This is a genomic window from Streptococcus cuniculipharyngis (genome assembly GCF_007859195.1).
Lineage (GTDB): Bacteria > Bacillota > Bacilli > Lactobacillales > Streptococcaceae > Streptococcus > Streptococcus cuniculipharyngis.
Window position 1 is genome coordinate 1 of the sequence record NZ_VOHL01000009.1, and the last position, 24,381, is coordinate 24,381.

The following is a 24,381-nucleotide window of genomic DNA, read 5'->3' on the forward strand; positions in this document are numbered from 1 at the left end:
AGAGTCTGGGGAGCGTCTTTACCTTACGTCTAAAAATAAACGCAACAATCCAGATCGTCTACAACTTAAAAAGTATTCGCCTAAACTTCGTAAACATGTTCTCTTTACCGAAGTTAAATAGTTACATACAAAGCCAAGGTCACCTGACCTTGGCTTTACTTTATTCTATACGACCATAGCTACCACTAAGGACGCCATTTGTTGCAGGGCCCTGAGCAACATAACGTCTAACGCCACTTGATGACACATAAGACAACCACAAGTAGCCATCTCCTTGATAGACACTATCAAAATAGAAGGATTGCCCATAGCTATAGCTGGCAACTGGACTTCCCGCTAAGCTCGGACTATTGCGGACATTAAGCTGATTGACCGTAACCACGAAACGGCCACTACTATCCTTAACTTTCTGGTAGCCATTGTTGCTTGGGCTTGAAAACACTGGATTGCCTTGCTCAATAACGACTGGAGCAGGAGCCTGCCATTGTGGGCTGACTTCTCTTTGATAAGGGGGACGAATCCAACCAATAATCACACCCGAGGGATTGTTGAGGGTACGTCGCAAGCGACGGGCAGGGCCTCCCAGGGTCAAGGATTGTGTCCCTCCATCAACATTCTGTTCAATCGTACCGTAGCTGCCGCCTTCGTCAGAAATAATCAGACCTGCATGCCCATAAATATGTGCGTAGGTTCTCATAATGAAGATGTCTCCGACTTCGGGTTTATTTATCCCATTATTACGGATAACCTGGTAGCCTGCCTGTTGGGCTGAATCTAGAAGATTGATGGCATTACCCCAGATGGGCTTGCCAAAGTGTTTACCCAGAATCCAGTTCACTAAATCCACACACTGCATCCCATAGACACCATCATAATCAACTCCTTGACCTTGACTGGCCAACCTTTCTGCCCAAGTTACGATACTAGTTCGGCTACTGGCTGATACCTTAGTTCCACTTACTAAAGCCAATAGCACAACAACTGACACGATTAGCTTATATAGACGCTCTTGCATTCGACTGCCTCCTTCTACTGTCTTATCTATTTATTCGTACTTCTACAGTAGCAACTAGGACTGAACTAAAAAACTAGGGAGTCAGCAGATAATCTTATGCTAACTTGATTTAAGTATCAGTATTTCTAAAGAAAATGAGGACAATAATAGCTTTTTTAAAACAAAAAACCGTCCCTAAGGACAGTCTTTCTTAATCTTCGTTGACAAATGGCATAAGTGCCATGACACGAGCACGTTTGATAGCTGTTGTTACTTTACGTTGGTTCTTAGCTGATGTTCCAGTCACGCGACGTGGTAAAATTTTTCCACGCTCTGAGACGAAACGGCTAAGCAATTCTGTATCTTTGTAATCAACATATTCAATTTTGTTAGCTGCGATATAATCAACTTTTTTACGGCGTTTGAATCCGCCACGACGTTGTTGAGCCATGTGTTATTCTCCTTTATATATTTGTTCCCATTTTAAAATGGTAAATCGTCATCTGAGATGTCCATAGGGTTGGTTTGCCCAAAGGGACTCTCATCTCTGCCAAAGTTAGGTGTTTGAGGGGCGTTTGTTGCTCCAAAAGTTGAAGCTGGGCTAGCTTGGTAAGATTGGTCAAAACCAGCTGAACCACCCTCGCGTGTAGCACGGCTTTCTAAGATTTGAAAGCTATCCGCCACTACTTCTGTCACATAAACACGTTGACCTTGCGGATTATCATAATTACGCGTCTGGATACGTCCAGTCACACCCAAAAGAGTGCCTTTTTTGGCCCAATTTGCCAAGTTTTCAGCCTGTTGGCGCCAGATGACAATGTTAATAAAGTCAGCTTCCCGCTCACCAGCCTGATTCTTGAAATTACGATTAACCGCCAAGGTAAAGGTTGCCACCGCTTGATTAGTTGGGGTGTAACGAAGTTCGGCGTCACGAGTCATACGACCCACAAGTACTACATTATTTATCATAAACTACCTTCTTAAGCGTCAAGTTTTACAATCATGTGACGAAGAATGTCATTGTTGATTTTTGATAGACGGTCAAACTCGTTAAGAGCTGCGTCATCAGAAGCTTCAACAGTAACAATGTGGTAAAGTCCTTCACGGAAATCTTTGATTTCGTAAGCAAGACGACGTTTTTCCCATAGTTTTGATTCAACAACAGTTGCACCATTGTCAGTCAAGATAGAGTCAAAGCGTGCTACCAAAGCATTTTTAGCTTCTTCTTCAATGTTTGGACGAATAATATAAAGAATTTCGTATTTAGCCATTGATATGTTCCTCCTTTTGGTCTAATGACTCATGGTCCTGGCCATGAGTAAGTGAGGGATATACTCACAAGATACTATTATAGTCTCTTTTTTTTTGAAATGCAAGAGAAAAGTCAAATCAGTTGCTATTTTTTTCTGCCTTTTTGACTTATGTTATAATAGGAAAGAAGAAAAGGGGGCTGTGCTTATGGACTTAAAAGATTATGGTATTGACATGTGGGAAGAGGAAAAAATCCTCTCCTTTCGTCGTACCCTACTAGCTTGGTATGACAAAGAAAAGCGTGACCTGCCTTGGCGACGGACAACCAATCCCTACCACATCTGGGTTTCAGAGATCATGCTTCAACAGACCCAGGTGGTGACGGTCATCCCCTACTATCAACGCTTTCTTGACTGCTTCCCCAGCATTGCTGACTTGGCTCAAGCCCCAGAAGAACAGTTACTCAAGGCTTGGGAAGGCTTGGGTTACTATTCTCGTGTCCGCAATATGCAGGCTGCTGCTCAACAAATCATGTCAGACTTTGGCGGGCAATTTCCAAGTAACCATCAGGATATCAGTCGTCTGAAAGGCATTGGACCTTATACCGCAGGAGCTATTGCCAGCATTGCTTTCGGGCTGCCAGAGCCAGCCGTGGATGGTAATGTCATGCGGGTGATGGCTCGGTTATTTGAGGTTAATCATGACATTGGTGACCCAAAAAATCGTAAAATCTTCCAAAAAATCATGGAGATCCTCATTGATCCTGAGCGACCGGGAGATTTCAATCAAGCCCTGATGGACCTGGGGACAGATATTGAGTCCGCCAAAAATCCCCGACCTGAAGAAAGCCCCATCCGTTTTTTCAGCGCTGCCTACCTCAACGGCACCATGGACAAATACCCGATTAAAGAACCCAAGAAAAAACCTCGACCTGTCTTTCTCTATGCCTTTATTCTCCAAAATTCGGATGGAAAAGTTCTTTTAGAAAAAAATCAAGAGACGGGTCTCTTAGCTGGCTTTTGGTCTTTTCCGCTGATTGAATATCGCTTGGCCCAACAAATGGATTTGTTCAACCAAGAGCAAGATCAGCTACTGGAGCAAGGCTCTCCACAAAGTCTTTTTGAAACCAAATACCACCTCAAACCAAACTGGTCAGAACAAGTTTTCAGGGACGTTAGCCACACCTTTAGCCACCAAAAGTGGCAGATTAAGCTAGTTAGCGGTCAATTATCAGCCCATCAGCTAACTGGCCAACAATATGTATGGGTCAGCCCCGATGACTTTGACCAATTCCCAATGGCTGGGCCCCAAAAGAAAATGGTCCAGTCCTATCTGCTAGGCAGATTCACTTAATTCAGTATAGGCGATTGAAATCCTTATTTCAATCCTTAATTTTTGCCTAGATTTTTCAAAAAATTTCCATAATAGCTGGTCTTTTCCTTGTTTTGTGATATAATAATTAGAAAATAAAGAAATATATGGAGTTTTCTAAATGAATTCAGCCTATTTTTACCTGGATATGATAACCCACGAGCTGACCGTCCCCTATACACAGCAAAATCGTCGGGTTCGGGTCTTGCTCCCTAAAAATTACGAGAGTAATACCGACCACTATTATCCCGTGGTTTACTTCCATGATGGACAAAATGTCCTTTATAGTAAAGAATCTTTCAGCGGCCATTCATGGAAGATCATTCCAACCATCAAACGTAATCCTGACTTAGCTCAGATGATTATTGTTGCTATTGATAATGATGGGGATAATCGCATGAATGAATATTCCGCCTGGAAATTTGGTCATTCTATCCCTGGCATTCAATTCGGGGGCAAGGGCATTGAGTATGCTGAATTTGTCATGGAAGTGGTTAAACCTTTCATTGATCAGCATTATCGAACCAAGGCTGACAAGTACCACACTGCCATGATTGGCTCATCCTTAGGGGGAAATATTACTCAGTTTATGGGCTTGGCCTACCAAGACCAAATCGGTTGTCTTGGCGTCTTTTCATCAGCCAATTGGCTACACCAGCAAAGTTTTGACCGCTATCTAGAACGACTTGACCTCAATAATGACCAGCGGATTTTCATCTATACAGGTACTGACGAAGACGAAGAAGAAGATCGTAAACTGGTAGCCACCAATATCAGCCAGGCCTATATTGATTGCTCGCTCAGCTATTATCAACAGTTAATTGCTAAGGGCTTGGCTTTGGATAACTTACGCTTGGTCATCACCGCTGGCGCCCAGCATAGTGAAGAGGCTTGGGCAGAGCACCTACCTGACTGTCTACGCTTTTTAGGAGAACATTGGTAAAGGAGAACCTTATGAATACAGAATATTTACACCATTATAGTCACAACCTCAACCGTGATATGCCACTGAATCGCTATGGTCATGCCGGCCTGCCTGTGGTTGTCTTTCCATCATCCGGTGGTACCCATAATGAATATTTTGATTTTGGCATGATTGAGGCCTGTGCCGAATTTATTGAAGCTGGGAAAGTTCAGTTCTTCACTCTGGCTAGTGTCGATAGCGATAGCTGGTTGTGCGAGTGGAAAAATGGCCACGATCGCGCCTTGATGCACACCAGTTACGAGCACTATGTCATTCAAGAAGCAGTGCCTTTTATCAAACGGATTAGCAACTGGCAAGGGGCCTTGATGACAACTGGTTGTAGCATGGGAGCCTACCACGCCCTCAATTTTTACCTGCAACACCCTGATGTTTTCTCACACGTCATTGCCCTGAGCGGTGTTTATGACGCTCGTTTCTTTGTCGGTGACTATGGTCATGACGAGCTCATCTATCGCAATTCGCCAAGCGACTACATCTGGAATCAAAATGATGGTTGGTTTATTGATCATTATCGTCAAGGTCAAATCATTGTCTGCACTGGTTTGGGAGCTTGGGAACACGATGGCCTACCATCCTTCTACTCCCTTAAACAAGCCTTCGCTGAAAAACAAATTCCTGCTTGGTTTGATGAATGGGGACAAGATGTCGCCCACGACTGGCCTTGGTGGCGTCAACAAATGCCTTATTTCCTTGCTCAGTTACCCCTCTAAACAAAGGAGCCTGTCTATGAATTATGTCCTTATCTCTCCCTACTACCCACAAAATTTCCAACGTTTTAGCATTGAACTGGCTAAACAGGGCATTACCGTTCTCGGTATCGGCCAAGAACCTTACGAGCAACTGGACCAACCCCTCAAAGAAGCCTTGACGGAATATTTCCGTGTCGATGACTTGGAAAATCTTGACGAGGTCAAACGAGCCGTCGCCTTTCTTTTTTACAAGCATGGGCCTATTGACCGGATCGAATCGCATAATGAATACTGGTTAGAGTTGGATGCTGCCCTGCGTGACCAATTCAACGTCTTTGGTCCTAAGACAGAGGAATTGACCAAGACCAAGTTCAAATCACAAATGAAGGCCTACTTCAAAAAAGCTGCTGTGCCAGTTGTTCCTGGCCAAGTGGTCAAGCAAAAAACAGAGGTCGCTAAGGCTGTCAAAACACTAGGGCTGCCACTGATTGCCAAACCTGACAATGGGGTAGGGGCCGCTGCAACCTATAAATTAACCCATCAAGCAGACGTGGAGACCTTTGTCCAAGACTGGGATGAAAGCACTGCCTATTTTCTAGAAAAATTCGTCAGTTCAGATAAGGTCTGTACCTATGATGGTCTGGTAGATGCTGAGGGCAAGGTTGTCTTTGCCACCTCGCTGATTTATAAGGAGCCACCGATGGTAACCTTGAAAAATAAATCAGATTTCACCTACTACATCACCAAAGAAGTGGAGCCCAAGTTAGCTGCCTATGGTCAAAAAATCGTTGAGGCTTTTGGCATGAAAGAACGCTTTTTCCATATTGAATTTTTCTGCGATAAAGATGATTATGTCGCTATTGAATACAACAACCGCCCAGCTGGTGCCTTTGCCCTTGACGTCTATAATTTTGCTCATTCCATCAATCTCTTTGAGCAATATGCCCGTCTGGTGGCTGGTCATGGCTTTGAACCATCAGCCTATGCGTCCCAGTATTCGCTAGCGGTGACCCGTCGTGATTATCGTCACTACCATTTCTCAGAAGAAGAAATTCTCACTCGCTATAGTCAAGAGCTCAAGGCCAAGCTGCGCATGCCAGCTGCCTTTGCCGCACTGCAGGGCGACAGTTTCTATGTCCTCAACAGTGACACTGAAGAGGATATTCTCGACATGATGGAAGCTATTCAGCGTCTGGCTCAAGACTAAGAAAAACTAAACCAAGGAGAATCCTGATGAATTATATTGTTATTTCTCCCTACTACCCACAAAATTTCCAAGCCTTTAGCCTTGAACTGGCTAAACAGGGCATTACCGTTCTCGGCATCGGCCAAGAACCTTACGAGCAACTGGACCAACCCCTCAAAGAAGCCTTAACGGAATATTTCCGCGTCGATGACTTGGAAAATCTTGACGAGGTCAAACGAGCCGTCGCCTTTCTTTTTTACAAGCACGGACCTATTGACCGGATCGAATCGCACAATGAATACTGGCTGGAGTTGGACGCCGCTCTGCGGACCCAGTTCAATGTCTTTGGGGTCAAAAGTTCTGATTTGATGAAAACCAAACTCAAATCCCAGATGAAAACCTACTTCAAGAAAGCTGGCGTACCAGTTGTCCCTGGTCAGGTTGTCACTAAAAAGGCTGATGTAGCTCAGGCAGTCAAGGCACTAGGACTACCACTCATTGCCAAACCTGATAACGGGGTAGGAGCTGTTGCCACCTATAAACTAGCCAGTCAGGCTGATGTCAAAGCCTTCACTGAGCAGTGGAATGAAGAAACCGCCTATTTCTTTGAAGCCTTTGTCAATTCCAATCAGATTTGCACCTATGATGGCCTGGTGGACGCTGAGGGCAAGATTGTCTTTGCGACCTCACTGATTTACACCGAGCCCCCTATGTCTATCATGCAACATCGCTCTGATGTGGCCTACTACACCAATCCCAAAATTCCCAAAAAGTTGGAAGGCTATGGTCGACAAATCGTTGACACTTTTGGCATGAAAGAGCGTTTTTTCCATATTGAATTTTTCCAAGAGGCGGATGATTACATTGCCATTGAATACAATAACCGTCCCGCTGGTGGCTTTATTATGGATGCCTATAATTTTGGTTACTCCATCAACCTCTTTGAACAATATGCCCGTTTGGTAGCCGGCAAGGACTTCCAACCCTCTAACTACCCAGCCCAACTAGCTCTGACGGTCATTCGTCGCGATGATAAAACTTACCACTATTCGGAAACCCAAATTTTAGAACAATACAAGCCACAGTTAAAGGCTCGCCTACGAATGCCCGAAGCTTTTGCGGCCTTGCAGGGCAATGACCTCTACCTGCTCAATGCTAATAGCGAACAAGACGTCAAAGACATGATTAAAACAATTAGCCAACTGGCTTAAACATCGTCCCCTCAAATAAGGTATCACACCTCGTTTGGGGGATTTTTTGCATCCAAGCAAAAAACATCATTCTGACAAACAGAATGATGTTTTCGTTCAACTCTCTGTCGCCTCTCCCAAAGCTAAGACAGGCCCTCGGTGTTGAATAAAAGGAACCTGCCTCTGCTCCAAGAGCTGGATGGCAAAAGGATGAGGACGATAGGCTGCTTTGTAGGTGATTTTTTCAATCCCTGCCTGTAAGAGGGCCTTGGTACAGTTGATACAGGGAAAATGAGTCACATATAACTCTGTGTGGGCAGTTGAAATCCCTTCCTTGGCACATTGGATTAAAGCATTCATTTCTGCATGTACCGTCCGAATACAATGGCCATTCTCCATCTCATGCCCCATATCATCACAATTGGCCGTTGCCGAGACCCCGCCATTATAGCCAGTAGCAATAATCCGCTTGTCCTTGACTAGCACAGCCCCCACATAGGCTCGGTTACAGGTGGAACGTTTGGAAATCAGCTCCGCATTGGCCATAAAGTAATCTTGCCAGGAAAGCCGCTCTGCCATTTTCCTACCCCCTATAAGACAATCAATTCTTTAGGAGCTTGTGTCAAGATCTCGCAGCCCGTCTCCGTAATCAAGAGATCATCTTCAATACGGACGCCATACTTGTTATCCAAGTAAATCCCTGGTTCGTCCGTCACCACCATACCTGCCTGCAATTTATCCTCTGTCTTGACAAAGAACGGCAACTCATGGATGTCCAAGCCCATACCATGACCGATGGAATGGGTAAAGTTGGCCCCATAACCAGCCTCATCAATAACGCGACGGGCCACACCATCAAAGTCAATATAGGTCATCCCCGCCTTGGCCTGCTCAATCAAGGCCTTGTTACTCCGCAGCACGATGTCATAAATCTCACGCTCTTCATCCGTCACATGACCCACATGAATGGTTCGGGTCATATCACTCACATAATGCTGATAGTAACAACCAAAGTCCATGGTCAAGCTCTCACCAGACTTGATGACCTTGTCTGTCGCCACCCCGTGCGGCATGGCAGAGCGATAACCACTGGCAATGATAAATTCAAAGGAAGCTCCCGCCGCCCCTAAAGCCCGCATCCGTTGGTCAAGGAAGTGGTTAACTTCCATTTCAGTGGTCACATTGGGCTTAATAAAATCCAAAACATCTAGAAAAGCTTGGTCTGAAATTTGACAGGCACGGCGAATGGTCGCAATCTCGCTGGCATCTTTTATCATTCGCAAGTCTTCCACAAAGTTCGTCACTGCCTTGAGCTGATAGCCCTCAAAAACAGCCTGCAAGCCTTGATAGAAGTCATAGGACACCTGACCATCAAAACCAATAGTGCTCAAGCCATCATCTTTGATTATCTTAGCAATTTCTACTAGCGGTTGGCGAGTTTCCACAATATCAAAGCCCTTGATCGCCTCTTTGGCAATCAGGGTGTAGCGTGAGTCCGTCAAAAATAAACGACGCTTGTCACTGATAAAGACTGTTCCTTCTGTTCCCCAAAAACCGGTCAGGTAATAAACATTGTTTTGGCCAGTGACCAAGACGGCATCCACAGCCGTCTGAGCCAATTTGGCATCAAATCTTACTAAACGTTCTTGCATTGTTGGTCTCCTTTTTATGATAATTTTGTTGTCAAATAGTGGCCAGTATAGCTGGCTGCCACCTGGGCGACTTCTTCTGGTGTGCCTGTGGCTACAATTTGCCCACCACCGACCCCACCTTCTGGTCCCAGGTCAATAATATGGTCTGCGGTCTTGATGACATCCAAATTATGCTCAATCACCAAGACGGTATTGCCATCATCAACAAAACGCTCCAGAACCTTGAGCAGGCGGGCAATATCATCAGTGTGTAGGCCCGTGGTTGGCTCGTCAAGAATATAAAAACTCTTGCCTGTTGAGCGTTTGTGAAGTTCACTGGCCAGCTTCATCCGCTGGGCTTCGCCCCCTGACAGGGTAGTGGCCGACTGACCCAGAGTAACATAGCCCAAGCCCACATCTTGAATGGTCTGCAATTTGCGGGCAATTTTAGGGATAGCCGCAAAAAACTCTAGGGCATCATTGACCGTTAACTCCAAAATCTGGGCAATATTTTTGTCCTTATAATGGACTTCTAGGGTCTCACTATTGTAGCGGGTCCCATGGCAGACCTCACATGGCACATAAACATCTGGTAAAAAGTGCATTTCAATCTTGATAATCCCATCACCCGAGCAGGCTTCACACCGCCCACCCTTGACGTTAAAGCTGAACCGTCCTTTTTTGTAGCCCCGAATCTTGGCTTCATTGGTTTGAGCAAAGAGGTCACGAATATCATCAAAAACCCCGGTATAAGTGGCTGGGTTGGAACGTGGTGTCCGCCCAATCGGACTTTGATCGATGTCAATCAAACGATCAATTTGCTCAATCCCTGTAATGGCCTTGTGCTTGCCTGGTTTTTCTGAATTGCGATTCAGCTCTTGGGCGATAGCCTTTTTGAGCACACTATTGACCAAGGTTGATTTCCCAGAGCCTGACACACCCGTAACCGCGATAAACTTGCCCAAGGGGAATTTGACATCTACCGTTTTCAGGTTGTGTTCACTGGCCCCTTTGACCTCAATAAACCGGCCATTGCCTGAACGTCTTTCCTTGGGAACAGGGATGATTTTCTTGCCAGACAAGTATTGACCCGTGATCGAGGATTTGTTCTTGGCCACCTGTTTGGGGGTCCCTGATGCCACAATTTGCCCACCAAATTGACCGGCTCCAGGGCCAACATCAATGAGCCAGTCAGCCTCCCGCATGGTGTCTTCGTCATGTTCCACCACAATCAAGGTGTTGCCCAAATCACGCATTTTTTTCAGGCTGGCAATCAGACGGTCATTATCCCGCTGATGAAGGCCGATAGAGGGTTCGTCTAAGACATAAAGCACGCCACTAAGGTTGGAGCCAATTTGCGTGGCTAGGCGAATCCGCTGACTTTCGCCACCAGACAAGGTTCCTGCTGTGCGTGACAGGGTCAGGTAGTCTAGGCCAACATTTTTCAAGAAAGACAGGCGGTCAGTGATTTCCTTGAGAATGGGAGCTGCAATAGTGGCCTGATTGGCCCCTAATTGTAGCTGGTCAGCCCAGGCCAAGTGGTCGGCAATTGACAACTCCGTCAACTGGCCTAGGTGAAGACCATCCTCTCCTCCTAGACGCACCGACAAGGCTTGTTCATTGAGTCGGTAGCCATGACAGGTCAGACAGGGCAACTCATTCATGTAAGCTCGCATGACGTTGCGGGTATAATCACTGGTGGTTTCACGGTAACGACGGTTAATATTATTGGCAACGCCCTCAAAAACGATGTCAATATCACGCACCCCACCAAATTCATTTTCGTAATGAAAATGGAATTCACGCTCACCAGAGCCATAAAGAATCAGCTCCCTATCAGCCTCCGCCAAGTCAGCAAAAGGTGTATCCATGTCAATACCAAACTGGGTCATGGCCTGCTCTAACATGAGCGGATAATAGTTGGACGAGATGGGGTTCCAAGGTGCCAAGACCCCTTCACGCAGGGTCTTGCCGCTATCTGGAACCACCAAATCAAGGTCCACCTCCAATTTATTCCCCAACCCATCGCAGGTGGCACAAGAACCAAAGGGGGCATTGAAAGAAAAGAGCCTTGGCTCCAACTCTGGCACGGTAAAATGACAGACTGGACAGGAGTAATGTTCAGAAAAGAGCAGTTCCTTGCCATCCATGGTATCAATCATGACATAGCCGTCGCCTAGACGAAGGGCAGCCTCAACGGAATCAAACAGTCGACTGCGAATTCCCTCCTTATTGACCAAGCGGTCAATAACCACTTCAATATCGTGCATCTTGCTTTTGGAAAGTTCTGGGACCTCAGCCACATCATAAATCTCACCATCGACACGGACACGGACATAACCATCCCTTTGTACCCGTTCAATAATCCCCTTATGTTGCCCTTTTTTCCGACGAACAATAGGCGCTAGAATCTGCATCCTTGTACGCTCAGGCAAGGACAAAACCTGATTAACGATCTGCTCCACAGAGGAAGCCGTGATGACCCCATGACCATTTTTACAATAGGGAACCCCTACACGGGCATAGAGTAAACGCAGATAGTCGCTAATCTCCGTCACCGTTCCAACGGTTGAGCGGGGATTTTTGCTGGTGGTTTTTTGGTCAATGGAGATGGCTGGACTCAAGCCTTCAATTGAATCAACATCTGGTTTTTCCATATTGCCCAAAAACTGGCGGGCATAGGCTGATAGGCTTTCCACATAGCGGCGTTGCCCTTCAGCATAGATGGTATCAAAAGCCAAACTAGACTTACCCGAGCCAGACAAGCCCGTCACGACAACCAACTTGTCTCTGGGAATATCAATATCAATATTTTTCAAATTATGGGCACGCGCCCCACGAATCACTAATTTATCTTGCATTTTTCTTCCTCAACTCCTTTCATTATAACATAAAGCCCAAGGCCTGTGACTTTTCAAAGTAATGGCAGAGCAGGAAAAGTCATTTCCCAATTTTTTAAGTTGACTAACCCAAAAATCAGAAAATTATAGTATAATGGAAAGGTATGTAATCAGCAGACGAGGGAGGTCTTGAAGATGAAACAAATGTTTCTGTCAACTGCAACTGAATTCAAGGAAATTGACACATTTGAACCTGGGGCTTGGATTAACCTGGTCAATCCCTCCCAAGAAGAATCTGTCCAGCTAGCCCAACAATTCAATATTGACATTACCGATTTGCGGGCCCCACTCGATGCCGAAGAGAGCTCACGTATCGCTAGCGAAGACAACTACACCTTGATTATCGTTGACGTCCCCACTCAGGAAGAGCGCAATGGCAAGAGCTACTATGTGACCATGCCCCTAGGGATTATCGTCACCAAAACAGCCGTCATCACCACCTGTCTGGAACCACTGACCCTCTTTGATCATTTTTTCAACCGTCGGATTCGTAATTTTTATACCTTTATGAAAACCCGCTTTGTCTTTCAGCTACTCTACCGCAATGCCGAGCTCTTTCTAACCGCCCTACGGTCTATCGATCGTCAGAGTGATAAAATTGAAGCTGAGCTGGAAGGGGCTACTAAAAATGCCCAGTTGATTGACATGATGGAGTTGGAGAAGTCTATCATCTACCTGAAGGCTTCTCTGAAAATCAATGAACGAATTGTCAAAAAACTCTCCAGCAATGCCTCTAGTCTGCAAAAATATATTGACGATGAGGACTTGCTGGAAGATACCCTGATTGAGACCCAACAGGCCATTGAGATGGCTAGCATCTATGAGAACGTCCTCAATGTCATGACTGAAACCTCTGCCTCAATCATTTCCAACAACCAAAATACCATCATGAAGACCCTGGCCCTCATGACCATGGCCCTCAACATCCCAACCGTTATCTTCTCCGCCTATGGCATGAACTTTCAAGATAATTGGTTGCCCCTAAACGATCTGCCCCAAGCCTTTTGGTATATCGTCTTGATTGCCGCCCTGGGCAGTTCTTCTGTCGTCCTCTACTTTTTCCGTAAAAAGTGGTTTTAATTTTCCAGCTAAGGAGTTTTTATGTCTATCCAAAACCTAACCAAAAAAAATCAAGAATTTATCAACATTGCCACCCACCAACTCATCAAGGATGGTAAATCCGACACCGAAATTAAGGCCATCCTTGAAGAAGCCCTGCCAAGCATTCTGGAGCAGCAACAAAAAGGGGTGCCTGCCCGTTCTTTCCTCGGTGCCCCAACCTTGTGGGCAGCCTCATTTAGTCAAAAAGTTGAGGAAAAGCAAGAAGCAGCCCAGCCTAAAAATACCAAACCCTTACTCATGTGGTTAGATAGCTCCTTCTTTCTCTTGGCCATTGTTGCTTTGATTAACGGTTTTATGGGGCTAGTCAATCCAAAATCAGTCACCTCTATCTCCTCAGGCCTGACAACCTTACTCGTCTTGGCTTTTGTCGGAGGGGTTGCTTTCTATGTCATGTATTACTACATTTACCGACATGCCAATAAACCAAGAAGTGAACGTCCGAATACTTGGAAGTCCTTAGGAATTGTCTTTTTAGCCACCTTAATTTGGATGTTTGCTTACATGCTGACCCCTCTCCTTCCCCAAGCCCTTAATCCAAGCCTACCAAGCTGGGGCTTACTTATGCTATCCCTTCTTTCCTTTGGGGTCTGTTTTGTGCTTCGTCGTCGCTACAATGTCCAAAGTGCCTTTGCGCCTCAACGTTAAAATCATCTCCCCTTTTGGGAGATGATTTTTGATTGTCTCTCTAAATGGCCGCTGTCAATTCTGCAACAAATCTAAGCATGAGGGCCAGATAATTCTTCCTTTGGCTACTGTCCCTAAGAACCCGCTGAGTCTCCGCCAAACGATCGGTGATAATGCCATCAACCTCCATCGTCACCAGCCTTTCTACTGTCTCCTCGTCATTTGCCGTCCACGCCAAGGCCTGTTTCTCCTGACTCCTTAGTTTGTTCATAAAGTCCAGGGTGAGACTAGAATATTCCATCACATAACCATCAGCTTGAGTGCGAGGAAAAATCGATGTGTAGGGAAGAATAAAATAAACTGCTAGTTTTCGGTCGATTGCTTTAACCTGTTCAACCACGCGATAGTCTAAAGACTGAATCAAGTGTTTTCTTTGCCTAATGTCTTGCCCATATTTCTGCAAAAAGTGACGAATCATCTCTGGGGAATCTCTTGAATTACTCTTGATTTCAATCAGCAGTTTTTGGTTTAATTGCCCCGCTCTAACCAAATAATCATCAAGAGAACTCACGGGACTACGGTAGCCATTTTCACTGACTTGCATACCCTGCAATTCCGCCAAAGTAAAATCATGAGTCTCCCCATCCACCCCTGCCAAGGCCTTTAAATTACGATCGTGCATGAGGACAAATTGACCATCCTTGGTTTCTTGCACATCGATTTCAACATAATCCGGTCGTAACCGAGCTGTTTTCTCTAGGGCAGCTAGAGTATTTTGCACCCCATTGGCATCCGTGACACCCCGATGAGAAATTGTTTTAGGCATGTCTTCATAGGGGTGTAAATAATAGCTCATGGCCTGTGCGCTAAATAAAACAAGTGCCGTGCCCAAAATCAAAAATCGAAAACCATGATTTAGAGAATTATTTCGATAAGAGATCTTTTCACCTTCTTGCACAAAGGTCACAAAACGAACCAGGAGCAGCCCAACCAAGGCGTACCAAGCTAATTTTATCAAGACATAATGAGCAACCGCAACCAGAAAGGAAAATTGCTCCGGACCCCGGTCCGCTAGTAATTGGACCAAAACCGTCCCTAAAATCAGCAGGAAAAAGGTAAATAAGGCTGTTACATACATGCCCAAAAGACGCCAACCTATGCCCCAGACCTGACTAGTCTTCGCCCAGGATAAGGTTACCGCACGTCGCACTGATTGGTTATCAAATAAGACTAGCGGGAGGGCAAACATTAACCGAATCCCTAAATAGGCAAACATCAAACCTGCTAATAGCAATAAGATGGCAAGGTAATAATTACTTCGCCAGTAGTCCAAAATAAATTGCGGAATCAGTAGCTTGTTGAAAAAATAAAGATGCAACAAACGCCCCCAAAACGGAAAAAGCACCAACAGATAAAAAAGACAAAAAACCACCTTGCTCGGCCGTATTTCCTGTACAAGAGCCCACCAATCAGAGAACACCCGTTGACAATAGGCTCGCAGACCTTCTTCGCTCAAAAGAGCTCTGATCCCCACAAAAATCAGTAACATGTGACCATAAGAAATGACCAGATTGAGGAACAAAAGCCCCACCAAGGCTGCTCCCACCCACCAGGGCTTGGTTAAAACCTGCCAGATGTTATTGTAAGACAGATAAAGATTGCCGGTCTGTGCCAACAACTTCTCCGCTAGAAAGCCATTAATTGGTAACCAAAACCACTCAATAAAGGTAAATACTATCCCAAATAAGAGTAAGAGTTTATCCAGCTGATGATAAATCAGGCGTAACTCTTGCTTAATTGTTTTCATTAACCTCTCCTTACCCCTTTCTACCTTATCACCAAGAACAATCTTATTATCTCAGTATCATATCATAGTTTTGCTAAAGATACCAGACTGGGCCTAAAACAGGCGAGGTCTGGACAAAAAAGAACCTGGGACGTGCTACTCCCAAGTTCTAGTTAGTCGTTATTCTGAAGACCGTTTCCGCGTATAGAGCCCCGCTCCCAAGGCTGTAAAGACCAAGATGAAGACAGTCAAGACACTGACTTCCTTAGTGATTTGACCTGTCATTGAAATTGTTTGACGCAAACCCGATACCGTATAGCTCATCGGCAGAAATGGGTTGATGCTTTGAAAAAATCTATCCGTCAAGGCCAGTGGATAGGTCCCCGCACTTGACCCCAATTGTAGCAACAACAAAATCAGAGAAGCAAAAGCACCAATACGCTCATGCCAGGTATAGAGGGCTGTTACCATGGCCATAAAAGTCAGACTGGCTAGAAGGGTCAAGAAATAGGTTTTTCCCTCATGATTAGCAGTTACCCCAATCAAATGGACCGCCAAATACAGGATAGTTCCTGACAAAAGGGCAACCAAACCATTGACAGCAAGTTTACGCGATACCCAATCCAATCGATTTTTAGGGGCAACCCCTGAGACCGTCTTGGTAAAAATCATGTTGCTAGATAGGGCAGCCACCATCAAGGCTACGGACATCATATAAGGCGCCATACCTACGCCATTCGTTTCAACCTTGTCCTTATCCTTGTGACTCAAACGAACAGGACTGGCTAAATCCAAAGCATTATCCTTGTCTGTTGACACACCAGCTAGTTTATCATTAGCCTGGGCTAAACCTGAGCTTAAACTAACTGCTCCAGTCCCTAGACTACCCAATCCTTCAGTCAAACGCTGCCCCCCTTGAGATAATTGATCTGCTCCTGTGGCCAGCTGATTAGCCCCATTAGCCAGTTGGCTAGCTCCCGAGGTCAACTGACTAGATGTTCCATCTAAGGTAGCAGCTCCACTCTGTAACTGACTGGCTCCATCTCGAAGTTGACCACTATTGCTTGATAATTGGTTAGCCCCGGCTGAAATGCTAGCAACCGCAGCGGTATATTCTTCAACACCGGCCTGCAGTTGACTAGCGCCTAGCCCCAACTGACTCTGCAAAGTGGTTACTCCTGTAGCAAGTTGACTACTTCCAGGGATAAGTTGATCTGTCAAGGCTAGCTTAAGTTGGGTAAAACCTGTTGATAAGCTTGCCAAACCAGTTACTGCTCCCGGTAAAACGGCATTGGCTGAAGCCTGTAATTCGGTCAATTTTGTCGCTTGAGTTCCAGTATCAAGACTAGCCAATGCTGATTGTAAACTTGCCACCTGATGGCTAATGGACTGAGCCGCACTGACAAGTTCAGTCTCGCTTGCCCCACCAACTGCTGCCAGAAGCTCCCCTTGTTGGTCTGGTGTTAAACTTTGATAAACCGAACTCGCTTGTAATTTGGCTACTGTTTGGCTAGAATCAGCAGTCGCAGCTTCCAATAGTGTCTGAGCCGCACTACTGATTGCTATTAACTCACTGGACACATCAGGGAGACTGGCCTCTGACCCCCCCAAGGATTGAATCACCAAGTTTAGTTGTTCTAATCCTTGACTTAACTGATTCAACTGCTCTTCTTGCTCTTGTGATAAACCAACTTGACTAGCTAAACTAGTCAAACCATCTCGAAGCTGATTGGCCCCATCAACCAAGGGTTGCATTTGTTCCGCAGCACTCCCAAGCTGACTGACCCCATTCACTAAATCAGCGGAACGGGCCTCCAACTGGCTGCTACCACTGGCTAAACTATCCACCCCACTGGTATAAGTCGCAAGACCTGACGTCAAGCTAGATAGGCCCAAATGTAATTGTGTGACACCCGCCGCATATTGTCCTAATCCAAACGACAAGGTCTCTGCTCCGTCTGAAAAGGTCAAACTGGAACTAGCCAGTTTAGCAAGATTTTCTGTCAAGGTCTTGCTGCCATCTTCTAGCTCCTGAGAACCCTCGGCTAGTTGCTGGCTTCCCTCCCCGGCCTTGATTAAACCTGAAGACAATTTTGAAACATTTTTGAACAGGCTATTTGTGTAGGTGTAGGTAATATTTTTGGCCACCCTATCCTTGAGCTGGGTCATCGCTGACTCTGCCATCTTGCTGGCAACAAAACTGTGCCCCTTAGAGGTTTGGTAGGAAATAGTCATCTGCTTGGGCTCCTCAGTCAGGAGACTTGCCGCCTGTTGAGAAAGGTCCTTGGGTAGGGTAATCAGCATAAAATATTTTCCCTTGGCTAGACCCTTTTCACCCTGCTTTTTGCTGACAAAGTGGTAGTCTAAAGCTTTGTTTTTAGACATATTGTCCACCATATCATCTCCGACAGTTAAGGTCTTTCCCTGGTAGCTAGCTGGTTGATCTTGATTGACCACTGCCACAGGCAACTGAGCAATCTTACCATAGGGATCCCACATGGAACTAAGAAAAATAACATTATATAAGGCTGGAATCAAGGCCAGCCCAATCATACTGATCCATAAAATCGGTTGTTTTATAATGGCTCTCCATTCGTCTAACATAGATTCCTCCTATTTTTTGGACAGTTCGTCCATCATTTTGTTATAATCTATATTATACCGGTTGCCTTTCTGATTTCAAGCTAAAAGGGAGGTTTTTAGACAAGGTGTACAAAAATGTTCAGGAGATTCTACCATGACTGACCCACGAAAACAACAAACTAAAAAGGCCATTGAAAAAGCCATGGCTGACCTGCTTAAAGACCACAGTTTTAATGAGGTTACAACAGTTAAGCTAGCTCAGACTGCGCGAATCAGTCGCTCTAGTTTTTATACCCATTACAAAGATAAATACGAAATGATTGAGGCTTACCAACAAAGGATGTTTGCTAATATTGAGTACATCTTTGATAAACACAAACTGGATAAAGAAGCCATTATTCTTGAAGTCTTTGACTACCTCAACAGGGAAGACCTTTTTGCTGCCCTCCTCTCACAAAATGGAACTCGAGAAATTCAAATTTTTCTCCGCCATAAACTCCGCCTCTTACTGTCTCATGACCTGCAAAATCGCTTCTCTAAAGAAGAAAAAACAGCCATTGAAGACCTCTACACCAGCGTCTACCTCAGTCACGCCATTTTTGGTGCCTGTCAAACATGGATTGCCCGGGGAAAGAAAGAATCTCCTGCGGAAATGACCCAACTCCTCCTCAAGCTCTTAGGTAAATAGGAAAATATCACAAAAAGCACAACGTTTATTTCCTAACCTTCAACTAAAAAAAGCCTGCCCCCAAACTGGGGACAGGTTTTGCCATCTCATTGATTACTTTCTAATACCGTCTGCTTGATAAATGGCACGCTGACCACCAATCAATTTAGGCCGACTGGTCAAGGCCGTCACATGGGCCTGACCCAGATGTCGCAAAATAGGCCGAAGGGGCACCTGAACCCGCTTAACGTGCATGCCAATTGACGTATCACCAATATCCAAACCTGCATGGGCTTGGATTTCTTCCACAAGGACAGGATCTGCCATCAACTCATAGGCCGCCAACATCCCACTACCACCAGCATGAAGTTGAGGAATGGCATTAACTTCTTCCCAGCCATGGGCTTCAGCCACCTGACGCTCCACTACCAAGGCCCGATTGAGGTGTTCACAGCCCTGCACAGCCAAATCAAGGCCTCTGGCCTCCACTTCCGTCAAAATTGTCTTGACAATGAGCTGGCCCAGCTCTGCATTGGACTCTTGCCCAATAACCCCACCGGCTACCTCACTACTGGACAAACCCAAAACAAACAACTGACCAGGCTTAATCCCACTACGCTCTAAAATATCCCGGATAATCAGCTGCGTGTCCGCCACTAATGTTTCATCTACCATAGACACCTCCTTGGTCTTATTATAACAAAAAATTATTCATAGCGGAGTGATTCCACAGGGTCTAGCTTGCTGATTTTCAAGGTTGGGAAATAGGCTGACAAGAGTCCCATCAAAAAGGCAAGGACAAGCATAACCAAGATGGACTGGATGTTCAACAGGAAAACTTGCTTGATACTTGGGTAAAATTCTTGCACCACTTGATTGGCAATGGCACCAATCAAACTAGCCACCAAGAAGGAAATGAGCAGGGAAATGAAGGTAATCAAGAGGGATTCATAAACAAAAATCCCCTTGATGTCACGGTTGAGATAGCCCACCGCTTTCATCACACCGATTTCCTTGGATCGTTGCATGATGTTAATATAGATAATAACCCCAATCATGACAATAGAAACTAGTAAGGCCTGGCCAGACAGAACAATCAACAAGCCCTGGATGACCTTGATAAAATTCACAATAATGCCCAAGATTTGTTTTTGCGACACCAAACTATATTTTTTGTAGCGGCTTAGTTGCTCAATCACCTGATCCGTCTGAGCCGGGTCCTTCAACTCCAAAATCATATAAGGGACGGTCTTTGTGAACCCTTGACTTTCTAGCAGTTGAGTCAACTGTTTAGGAGCCATAAAGCTGTTGCTATCACCCCTCTCATCCTTAATCACGCGCACAATCTTGGTCGTCACCTGAGCAGTTTTGTTACCTTGACTGGTAGTCTCCTGAATGGTTAGACTGATTTCTTTCCCCAGAACCTCCTTGGCTGTCAAATTACTCTGATTAGCCTGGTTAAAATCGGTCAAGAGGGTTTCTGGAATGGTCACACCTTCTTCATTTGCCTCCTGGTAAAGCTGACCCGCCAACAAACTATCCTTGCTATTGGCAGCCACAGAGATACTGCTATCTTCATACAGGCTCACCAGTTGAGCATAATTGGGCAGAGACGTGGACAAATCTAACTGGCCCTTGCCAATACTCAGCTGGCTAATCATGGTTGAAAAGGGCATTTCTAAATACTTAATCTTCTGCTTGCCAACCGTTTTTTCAATGAAGGCCTTGTCTTCTGCATTGATGACCCCGGCCTGATTGACCTCAGGATTAAGCATAACCTGTACCTGAGCTGGGAGCTGACCGTTGCCGGTCTCCTCGTTAATCATCTTGATAATGGCATTGCCTAAGCCAAAGGAAATCAAAATCCCGATAAAGCCAATCGAGGTAGCCAGAGCAATTAGCAGATTGCGCCATTTTCTCTCCAAAAAATTGCCCCAGGCCAGCTTCAAGGTATAGGCCAATGATAATTTATTTTTTTCTACAGTCGATTTCTTCAATGATGACACCATCTTTCATCTTAATGACAAGGTCAGCATAGTCGGCAACCTCCGGATTGTGGGTCACAATCAGCACTGTCTTGCCAGCTTTTGCTAACTCCTTAAAAATCTCTAACACCAGCTCCTGCGACACTGAGTCCAAGGAGCCCGTCGGCTCATCTGCCACAATCAATTCTGGATCATTGATTAAGGCTCTGGCAATGGCCACACGTTGCTTTTGCCCACCTGATAATTGGGTGACATTCTTGTCCTTAAAGGCTAGAATTTCCAAATCAGCTAGGACCTTCTCCGCCCGTGTCACCATCTCCTTCTGAGACAGCCCCTTGAGGTAGAGAGGTAAAAGCACATTGTCCAAGACCGACTGATGTGCAATCAGATTAAAATTTTGAAAAACAAAACCAATATGGTCCTTACGAAAGAGTACCAGCTCCTGATCAGACAGGTCTTTGAAATCCTGCCCCTTAAACAAGACCTGCCCCTCGTAGGAACGGTCAAGGCCACTCAAAATATTGAGCAAGCTGGTCTTGCCACAACCTGACGGACCATAAATGGCAGTGATGCAGCCTTCTGGAATTTCAGCATCCAGCGATGCCAGCACCTGTTCTGTCTCATGACCGCTAATCACATAGTGCTTGGATAACTGCCGTAGCGTAACTAGATTCATCATAACTCCTTATTCTAATAATGATATTGCTTCAAGAAATAACGGTAATTCAAGGCCTGTACCACCAAACTCACTAGGGCAAAGCCTATAAAGAGGGGGAGGGAAGTTTGGCGGGCAAATAGAAAGGCAAAGGCCGTCAGAGACAAGCTCAAACAAATCCTCCTCACATAGTAAACCAGCGGCAAGCGATAAGCCTCAATTTCCTTGGCATGGGCCATATATTTCCCCTTGAAAAAAAGACTTTCCCGCCACTGAAAACTCTGCAAAAGCCCATAAAGGAGCCAGAGAGCCAGGGCCAGCGAGAGCATTTGACCGAGGTCAGCCCCCTGCCAGCAGCCATAATAGACTAGGAAGGGCAAAGCAACCAGACCATAAGAAAGGAGAGCCAACCCTAGTAACTTGGGCAGGAGAAAGCGAGTTAGATTAAGGCCCAAGACCTGCAGATAGGGAAAATCTTGCCAAAGGCTTAGGAAATAATAAGCAGGACTTTTAGCATAAAATGCCAGACTTCCCACAAAAAGAGCGGTAAAGAGAGGGGAGGTCTTGGTTGGATTAAGAAAATCTAAGTCCGAACCTGTCCTTAACCAAAGAAAGAACAAAAATAATGAGGCCAAGGGCAGTAAAGCTGCCTTAATTAGGGTCAAGTCATCAACCACCGTTCGGATATACTGCCAGTCACTGGCCCAATTTCTTGATAACTGCAAGGACTGGCCTAGCCGATAAAAACGGTTTAAGAGGGGAAAAGACAGCGTCTGCGTCACCACAAATAAAAGCAGTGGCAACCATGGGGTGAAAAAGAGACCTGCAACCAAGGCTGGGAGGATAATGATGGCATTTCTCCACCATAACAGTAAGGCTAATTGACCAGCTGGTACCGCAAAAAATAAGCCAAGGGTTTCTGGTGTCTTGGTCTTGACAAGGTAGAAATTTTCATAACTGATACCGACCAGAACACTCCCATACAACAAGACCTCGGTCAACTGCCGATAGGAAATCGGCCCCAAAAACTGGTAACTGGCCAAAAAGGTCAAAACCTCTGACCGAAAGAAAAGATAAAGAAATAAGAGAAATGCAGACCAAGCCAGATAGGGCAAGAGATAAACCCACAAGTGCTTGGGACTAATCTCCTTTTCTTCCTTCCAGTAGCCCTGCCGAGCGATAAACAAGAGATGTAGATTGGTCAACATAGGCTACCTCCTACAAGCTGATGACCCGCCCTGACTGGGGCAAGTACTCCTGATAGCCATGGGTAACAATGACAAACTCTTTGCCCAACTGCAACTCCTGCTTGATTAGGTCGGATAGAGCCCTTAAACTGGCCTGATCCAAACCTGAAAAGGGTTCGTCCATGAGATAAAGGGGCGGGTCCAAGAGAAAGGCCGCCATCAGCATGACTTTTTTCTTTTCACCCAAGGAAAGGGATTGGATGGGAGAGGTCATTAAACGGTCATGGAAAGAAAACGTCTCGATTAACCCTGCCAACTTCTGCTCAAAACTAGCCTGCTCCAAGTGGAGATTGGCCCGCAAAAAATGGAAAAAAACCTTGGGTGACATGCCGACAAAGTAAAGCTCAGACGAATCTGGCACATAGCCCACCGTCTGCGATAGGCTAACCTGCCCCCTAGTCGGCTTAAGCAAGCCCAGGCAAATTTTCAAAAGGGTGGACTTGCCTGAACCATTTTTTCCTTCAATAACTATTAAATGGTCCTCCGAACTATCAAAGGAAATATCAGAAAACAAGGTTTTCTGTTGATTGTGATAGGATAACTGTTTAACTTTCATAACAAGTTTACTTTCTTAGTTGTATTTTTTATCAATCTATTATAAAATAAAATAGTGGCTTGTTATCTCGGTAATTTGTACTTAATTATATGCCTATGGTTAAGTATTGAGATAACAAGCCATTATTTCATATAAAATTACCAGTTAAACCATCTTTTAACCCAGCCCCACACAGCATGACGGACTGCATTAACGATAACCCATCTGACAACGGTCCATATAAATCTCCACATAATAAGTTACTCCTTTCTACTAGAATAATTCTATTATACAGTAAAACCATAGCACAAACAAGGACATTTATGTCTAAAATGAAAATTTTTAGAAAATAAATTTGATTAACACAGAATAAATGTTCGTATTTAATGTTTCTGCTGCATTAGCTAGAGGCGGAAACAAAAGAAAGCACCGCTTTTTCAATCTTTTGTCGCTAGCCGGTAACCAGGACTTTTTGATCGAGCCTTTCCATACTAAAAAAACAAGTGTTCAGCCTCCCGAGACTGCCAATCTACCGATCTCTGCATGTCTCTAAGAAACGAACACTTGTTTTCAGTCAGTCTATCCTAGATGAGCTATCTAGGCACTCTCCGATTAACAAGACCTTGTCCTATTATACACTAAAAAGACAAACAATACTAGGACATCTTTGTCTAAAATTAAAGAAAAAACACCTTATTCTTCATCTAAGAGAAAAGATACCGTCGTATCTAACTTTTCTGCCAAATAGATCAAGCTTGGTAAAGAGGGATAACATTCACCATTCTCAATACGTTGCAACTGCCGAACGGTCAAGGCATTCTCCTCCTGACAAATCATGTGTCGACTAATTCCCCGATCCTCACGAATCGTCCGAATCATAGCTCCCAATTTCCGTTTCATAAAATCTCCTTTTCTTTCCCAGCATTATATCAATTGCCGGACAAAAAGTAAATGATTTCGTTTTGAAAAGTCAGAAAAAG

The 24,381-nt window shown here is 45.0% G+C and carries 24 protein-coding genes; 9 read left to right on the plus strand and 15 right to left on the minus strand.

Going from position 1 to position 24,381, the window contains the following annotated elements:
- The coding region (gene rpmG, locus FRX57_RS07230; RefSeq protein WP_146568129.1) for a 50S ribosomal protein L33 at nucleotides 1-121 on the plus strand (121 nt) is incomplete at its 5' end.
- 39 nt (nucleotides 122-160) lie between these two features.
- On the opposite strand, the gene FRX57_RS07235 is transcribed toward rpmG, so the two are convergent.
- The 4 genes from FRX57_RS07235 to rpsF all read right to left on the minus strand — a co-directional run bounded on the left by FRX57_RS07235 (nucleotide 161) and on the right by rpsF (nucleotide 2,265).
- A complete protein-coding gene (locus tag FRX57_RS07235; protein ID WP_146568131.1) occupies nucleotides 161-1,015 on the minus strand; it encodes a CHAP domain-containing protein in 855 nt (284 codons plus the stop codon).
- A gap of 190 nt (nucleotides 1,016-1,205) precedes the next feature.
- Complete coding sequence (gene rpsR / locus FRX57_RS07240; protein ID WP_000068664.1) at nucleotides 1,206-1,445, minus strand: 30S ribosomal protein S18; 240 nt, start codon at nucleotides 1,443-1,445, stop codon at nucleotides 1,206-1,208.
- A 32-nt stretch (nucleotides 1,446-1,477) separates the two neighbouring features.
- On the minus strand, nucleotides 1,478-1,963 hold the full coding sequence (locus FRX57_RS07245; protein WP_146568133.1) for a single-stranded DNA-binding protein: 486 nt from the start codon (nucleotides 1,961-1,963) through the stop codon (nucleotides 1,478-1,480).
- Nucleotides 1,964-1,974: 11 nt separating this feature from the next.
- Nucleotides 1,975-2,265 (minus strand): 30S ribosomal protein S6, encoded by a 291-nt coding sequence (gene rpsF, locus FRX57_RS07250; RefSeq protein WP_146568135.1) that lies wholly within the window; start codon nucleotides 2,263-2,265, stop codon nucleotides 1,975-1,977.
- Between the two features lie 187 nt (nucleotides 2,266-2,452).
- Between rpsF and mutY the strand changes: the two genes are divergently transcribed.
- The 5 genes from mutY (at nucleotide 2,453) to FRX57_RS07275 (ending at nucleotide 7,687) form a co-directional block, all read left to right on the plus strand.
- Nucleotides 2,453-3,598 carry an A/G-specific adenine glycosylase gene (gene mutY, locus FRX57_RS07255; RefSeq protein WP_146568137.1) on the plus strand — a complete coding sequence of 382 codons (1,146 nt, stop codon included), beginning with the start codon at nucleotides 2,453-2,455 and terminating at the stop codon, nucleotides 3,596-3,598.
- A gap of 139 nt (nucleotides 3,599-3,737) precedes the next feature.
- Nucleotides 3,738-4,559 (plus strand): alpha/beta hydrolase, encoded by an 822-nt coding sequence (locus tag FRX57_RS07260; RefSeq protein WP_146568139.1) that lies wholly within the window; start codon nucleotides 3,738-3,740, stop codon nucleotides 4,557-4,559.
- A gap of 11 nt (nucleotides 4,560-4,570) precedes the next feature.
- Nucleotides 4,571-5,311: an esterase family protein gene (locus FRX57_RS07265; protein WP_146568141.1), complete on the plus strand. Its 741-nt coding sequence runs from the start codon at nucleotides 4,571-4,573 to the stop codon at nucleotides 5,309-5,311.
- A gap of 16 nt (nucleotides 5,312-5,327) precedes the next feature.
- Nucleotides 5,328-6,497, plus strand: a complete 1,170-nt coding sequence (locus tag FRX57_RS07270) for an ATP-grasp domain-containing protein (protein WP_146568143.1) — start codon at nucleotides 5,328-5,330, stop codon at nucleotides 6,495-6,497.
- A 26-nt stretch (nucleotides 6,498-6,523) separates the two neighbouring features.
- Nucleotides 6,524-7,687 (plus strand): ATP-grasp domain-containing protein, encoded by a 1,164-nt coding sequence (locus FRX57_RS07275; RefSeq protein ID WP_146568145.1) that lies wholly within the window; start codon nucleotides 6,524-6,526, stop codon nucleotides 7,685-7,687.
- Nucleotides 7,688-7,783: 96 nt separating this feature from the next.
- On the opposite strand, the gene FRX57_RS07280 is transcribed toward FRX57_RS07275, so the two are convergent.
- Genes FRX57_RS07280 through uvrA form a run of 3 tightly spaced genes read right to left on the minus strand, consistent with a single transcriptional unit; the run spans nucleotide 7,784 to nucleotide 12,158 of the window.
- Nucleotides 7,784-8,245, minus strand: coding sequence for a deoxycytidylate deaminase (locus tag FRX57_RS07280; RefSeq protein WP_146568148.1), 462 nt, complete (start codon nucleotides 8,243-8,245; stop codon nucleotides 7,784-7,786).
- 11 nt (nucleotides 8,246-8,256) lie between these two features.
- On the minus strand, nucleotides 8,257-9,318 hold the full coding sequence (locus tag FRX57_RS07285; protein WP_146568150.1) for a M24 family metallopeptidase: 1,062 nt from the start codon (nucleotides 9,316-9,318) through the stop codon (nucleotides 8,257-8,259).
- Between the two features lie 14 nt (nucleotides 9,319-9,332).
- Nucleotides 9,333-12,158, minus strand: a complete 2,826-nt coding sequence (uvrA, locus tag FRX57_RS07290; RefSeq protein WP_146568151.1) for an excinuclease ABC subunit UvrA — start codon at nucleotides 12,156-12,158, stop codon at nucleotides 9,333-9,335.
- 174 nt (nucleotides 12,159-12,332) lie between these two features.
- Here uvrA and FRX57_RS07295 point away from each other — a divergent pair, with 174 nt between their 5' ends.
- Nucleotides 12,333-13,277 (plus strand): magnesium transporter CorA family protein, encoded by a 945-nt coding sequence (locus tag FRX57_RS07295; RefSeq protein ID WP_146568153.1) that lies wholly within the window; start codon nucleotides 12,333-12,335, stop codon nucleotides 13,275-13,277.
- Between the two features lie 21 nt (nucleotides 13,278-13,298).
- Nucleotides 13,299-13,964, plus strand: coding sequence for a DUF1129 domain-containing protein (locus tag FRX57_RS07300; protein ID WP_146568155.1), 666 nt, complete (start codon nucleotides 13,299-13,301; stop codon nucleotides 13,962-13,964).
- A gap of 40 nt (nucleotides 13,965-14,004) precedes the next feature.
- On the opposite strand, the gene FRX57_RS07305 is transcribed toward FRX57_RS07300, so the two are convergent.
- Nucleotides 14,005-15,750 (minus strand): glycerophosphodiester phosphodiesterase, encoded by a 1,746-nt coding sequence (locus FRX57_RS07305; protein WP_146568156.1) that lies wholly within the window; start codon nucleotides 15,748-15,750, stop codon nucleotides 14,005-14,007.
- Nucleotides 15,751-15,909: 159 nt separating this feature from the next.
- On the minus strand, nucleotides 15,910-18,333 hold the full coding sequence (locus FRX57_RS07310; protein ID WP_146568158.1) for a YhgE/Pip domain-containing protein: 2,424 nt from the start codon (nucleotides 18,331-18,333) through the stop codon (nucleotides 15,910-15,912).
- A 133-nt stretch (nucleotides 18,334-18,466) separates the two neighbouring features.
- Between FRX57_RS07310 and FRX57_RS07315 the strand changes: the two genes are divergently transcribed.
- A complete protein-coding gene (locus tag FRX57_RS07315) occupies nucleotides 18,467-19,000 on the plus strand; it encodes a TetR/AcrR family transcriptional regulator (RefSeq protein WP_146568160.1) in 534 nt (177 codons plus the stop codon).
- A 93-nt stretch (nucleotides 19,001-19,093) separates the two neighbouring features.
- On the opposite strand, the gene FRX57_RS07320 is transcribed toward FRX57_RS07315, so the two are convergent.
- The 6 genes from FRX57_RS07320 to FRX57_RS07345 form a co-directional block, all read right to left on the minus strand.
- A complete protein-coding gene (locus tag FRX57_RS07320; RefSeq protein WP_146568162.1) occupies nucleotides 19,094-19,654 on the minus strand; it encodes a TIGR01440 family protein in 561 nt (186 codons plus the stop codon).
- Nucleotides 19,655-19,686: 32 nt separating this feature from the next.
- On the minus strand, nucleotides 19,687-20,988 hold the full coding sequence (locus FRX57_RS07325; RefSeq protein ID WP_146568165.1) for an ABC transporter permease: 1,302 nt from the start codon (nucleotides 20,986-20,988) through the stop codon (nucleotides 19,687-19,689).
- A complete protein-coding gene (locus FRX57_RS07330) occupies nucleotides 20,948-21,640 on the minus strand; it encodes an ABC transporter ATP-binding protein (RefSeq protein ID WP_146568167.1) in 693 nt (230 codons plus the stop codon). Before FRX57_RS07330 ends, FRX57_RS07325 begins: the two co-directional genes overlap by 41 nt.
- A gap of 14 nt (nucleotides 21,641-21,654) precedes the next feature.
- A complete protein-coding gene (locus FRX57_RS07335; RefSeq protein WP_146568169.1) occupies nucleotides 21,655-22,827 on the minus strand; it encodes a hypothetical protein in 1,173 nt (390 codons plus the stop codon).
- A 10-nt stretch (nucleotides 22,828-22,837) separates the two neighbouring features.
- A complete protein-coding gene (locus FRX57_RS07340) occupies nucleotides 22,838-23,422 on the minus strand; it encodes an ABC transporter ATP-binding protein (RefSeq protein WP_146568171.1) in 585 nt (194 codons plus the stop codon).
- A gap of 672 nt (nucleotides 23,423-24,094) precedes the next feature.
- Nucleotides 24,095-24,301 (minus strand): helix-turn-helix domain-containing protein, encoded by a 207-nt coding sequence (locus FRX57_RS07345; protein WP_146568173.1) that lies wholly within the window; start codon nucleotides 24,299-24,301, stop codon nucleotides 24,095-24,097.
- Nucleotides 24,302-24,381 lie beyond the last annotated feature (80 nt).

What these genes read in the sequence shown, in the direction of transcription:
- uvrA (WP_146568151.1), bottom strand. Translation starts at nt 12,158, where the DNA reads ATGCAAGATAAATTAGTGATTCGTGGGGCGCGTGCCCATAATTTGAAA.
- FRX57_RS07335 (WP_146568169.1), bottom strand. Translation starts at nt 22,827, where the DNA reads ATGTTGACCAATCTACATCTCTTGTTTATCGCTCGGCAGGGCTACTGG.
- FRX57_RS07265 (WP_146568141.1), top strand. Translation starts at nt 4,571, where the DNA reads ATGAATACAGAATATTTACACCATTATAGTCACAACCTCAACCGTGAT.
- FRX57_RS07325 (WP_146568165.1), bottom strand. Translation starts at nt 20,988, where the DNA reads ATGGTGTCATCATTGAAGAAATCGACTGTAGAAAAAAATAAATTATCA.
- FRX57_RS07330 (WP_146568167.1), bottom strand. Translation starts at nt 21,640, where the DNA reads ATGAATCTAGTTACGCTACGGCAGTTATCCAAGCACTATGTGATTAGC.
- FRX57_RS07345 (WP_146568173.1), bottom strand. Translation starts at nt 24,301, where the DNA reads ATGAAACGGAAATTGGGAGCTATGATTCGGACGATTCGTGAGGATCGG.
- FRX57_RS07275 (WP_146568145.1), top strand. Translation starts at nt 6,524, where the DNA reads ATGAATTATATTGTTATTTCTCCCTACTACCCACAAAATTTCCAAGCC.
- rpsR (WP_000068664.1), bottom strand. Translation starts at nt 1,445, where the DNA reads ATGGCTCAACAACGTCGTGGCGGATTCAAACGCCGTAAAAAAGTTGAT.
- FRX57_RS07270 (WP_146568143.1), top strand. Translation starts at nt 5,328, where the DNA reads ATGAATTATGTCCTTATCTCTCCCTACTACCCACAAAATTTCCAACGT.
- FRX57_RS07260 (WP_146568139.1), top strand. Translation starts at nt 3,738, where the DNA reads ATGAATTCAGCCTATTTTTACCTGGATATGATAACCCACGAGCTGACC.
- mutY (WP_146568137.1), top strand. Translation starts at nt 2,453, where the DNA reads ATGGACTTAAAAGATTATGGTATTGACATGTGGGAAGAGGAAAAAATC.
- FRX57_RS07315 (WP_146568160.1), top strand. Translation starts at nt 18,467, where the DNA reads ATGACTGACCCACGAAAACAACAAACTAAAAAGGCCATTGAAAAAGCC.
- FRX57_RS07295 (WP_146568153.1), top strand. Translation starts at nt 12,333, where the DNA reads ATGAAACAAATGTTTCTGTCAACTGCAACTGAATTCAAGGAAATTGAC.
- FRX57_RS07285 (WP_146568150.1), bottom strand. Translation starts at nt 9,318, where the DNA reads ATGCAAGAACGTTTAGTAAGATTTGATGCCAAATTGGCTCAGACGGCT.
- FRX57_RS07300 (WP_146568155.1), top strand. Translation starts at nt 13,299, where the DNA reads ATGTCTATCCAAAACCTAACCAAAAAAAATCAAGAATTTATCAACATT.
- rpsF (WP_146568135.1), bottom strand. Translation starts at nt 2,265, where the DNA reads ATGGCTAAATACGAAATTCTTTATATTATTCGTCCAAACATTGAAGAA.
- FRX57_RS07245 (WP_146568133.1), bottom strand. Translation starts at nt 1,963, where the DNA reads ATGATAAATAATGTAGTACTTGTGGGTCGTATGACTCGTGACGCCGAA.
- FRX57_RS07235 (WP_146568131.1), bottom strand. Translation starts at nt 1,015, where the DNA reads ATGCAAGAGCGTCTATATAAGCTAATCGTGTCAGTTGTTGTGCTATTG.
- FRX57_RS07280 (WP_146568148.1), bottom strand. Translation starts at nt 8,245, where the DNA reads ATGGCAGAGCGGCTTTCCTGGCAAGATTACTTTATGGCCAATGCGGAG.
- FRX57_RS07320 (WP_146568162.1), bottom strand. Translation starts at nt 19,654, where the DNA reads ATGGTAGATGAAACATTAGTGGCGGACACGCAGCTGATTATCCGGGAT.
- FRX57_RS07305 (WP_146568156.1), bottom strand. Translation starts at nt 15,750, where the DNA reads ATGAAAACAATTAAGCAAGAGTTACGCCTGATTTATCATCAGCTGGAT.
- FRX57_RS07310 (WP_146568158.1), bottom strand. Translation starts at nt 18,333, where the DNA reads ATGTTAGACGAATGGAGAGCCATTATAAAACAACCGATTTTATGGATC.
- FRX57_RS07340 (WP_146568171.1), bottom strand. Translation starts at nt 23,422, where the DNA reads ATGAAAGTTAAACAGTTATCCTATCACAATCAACAGAAAACCTTGTTT.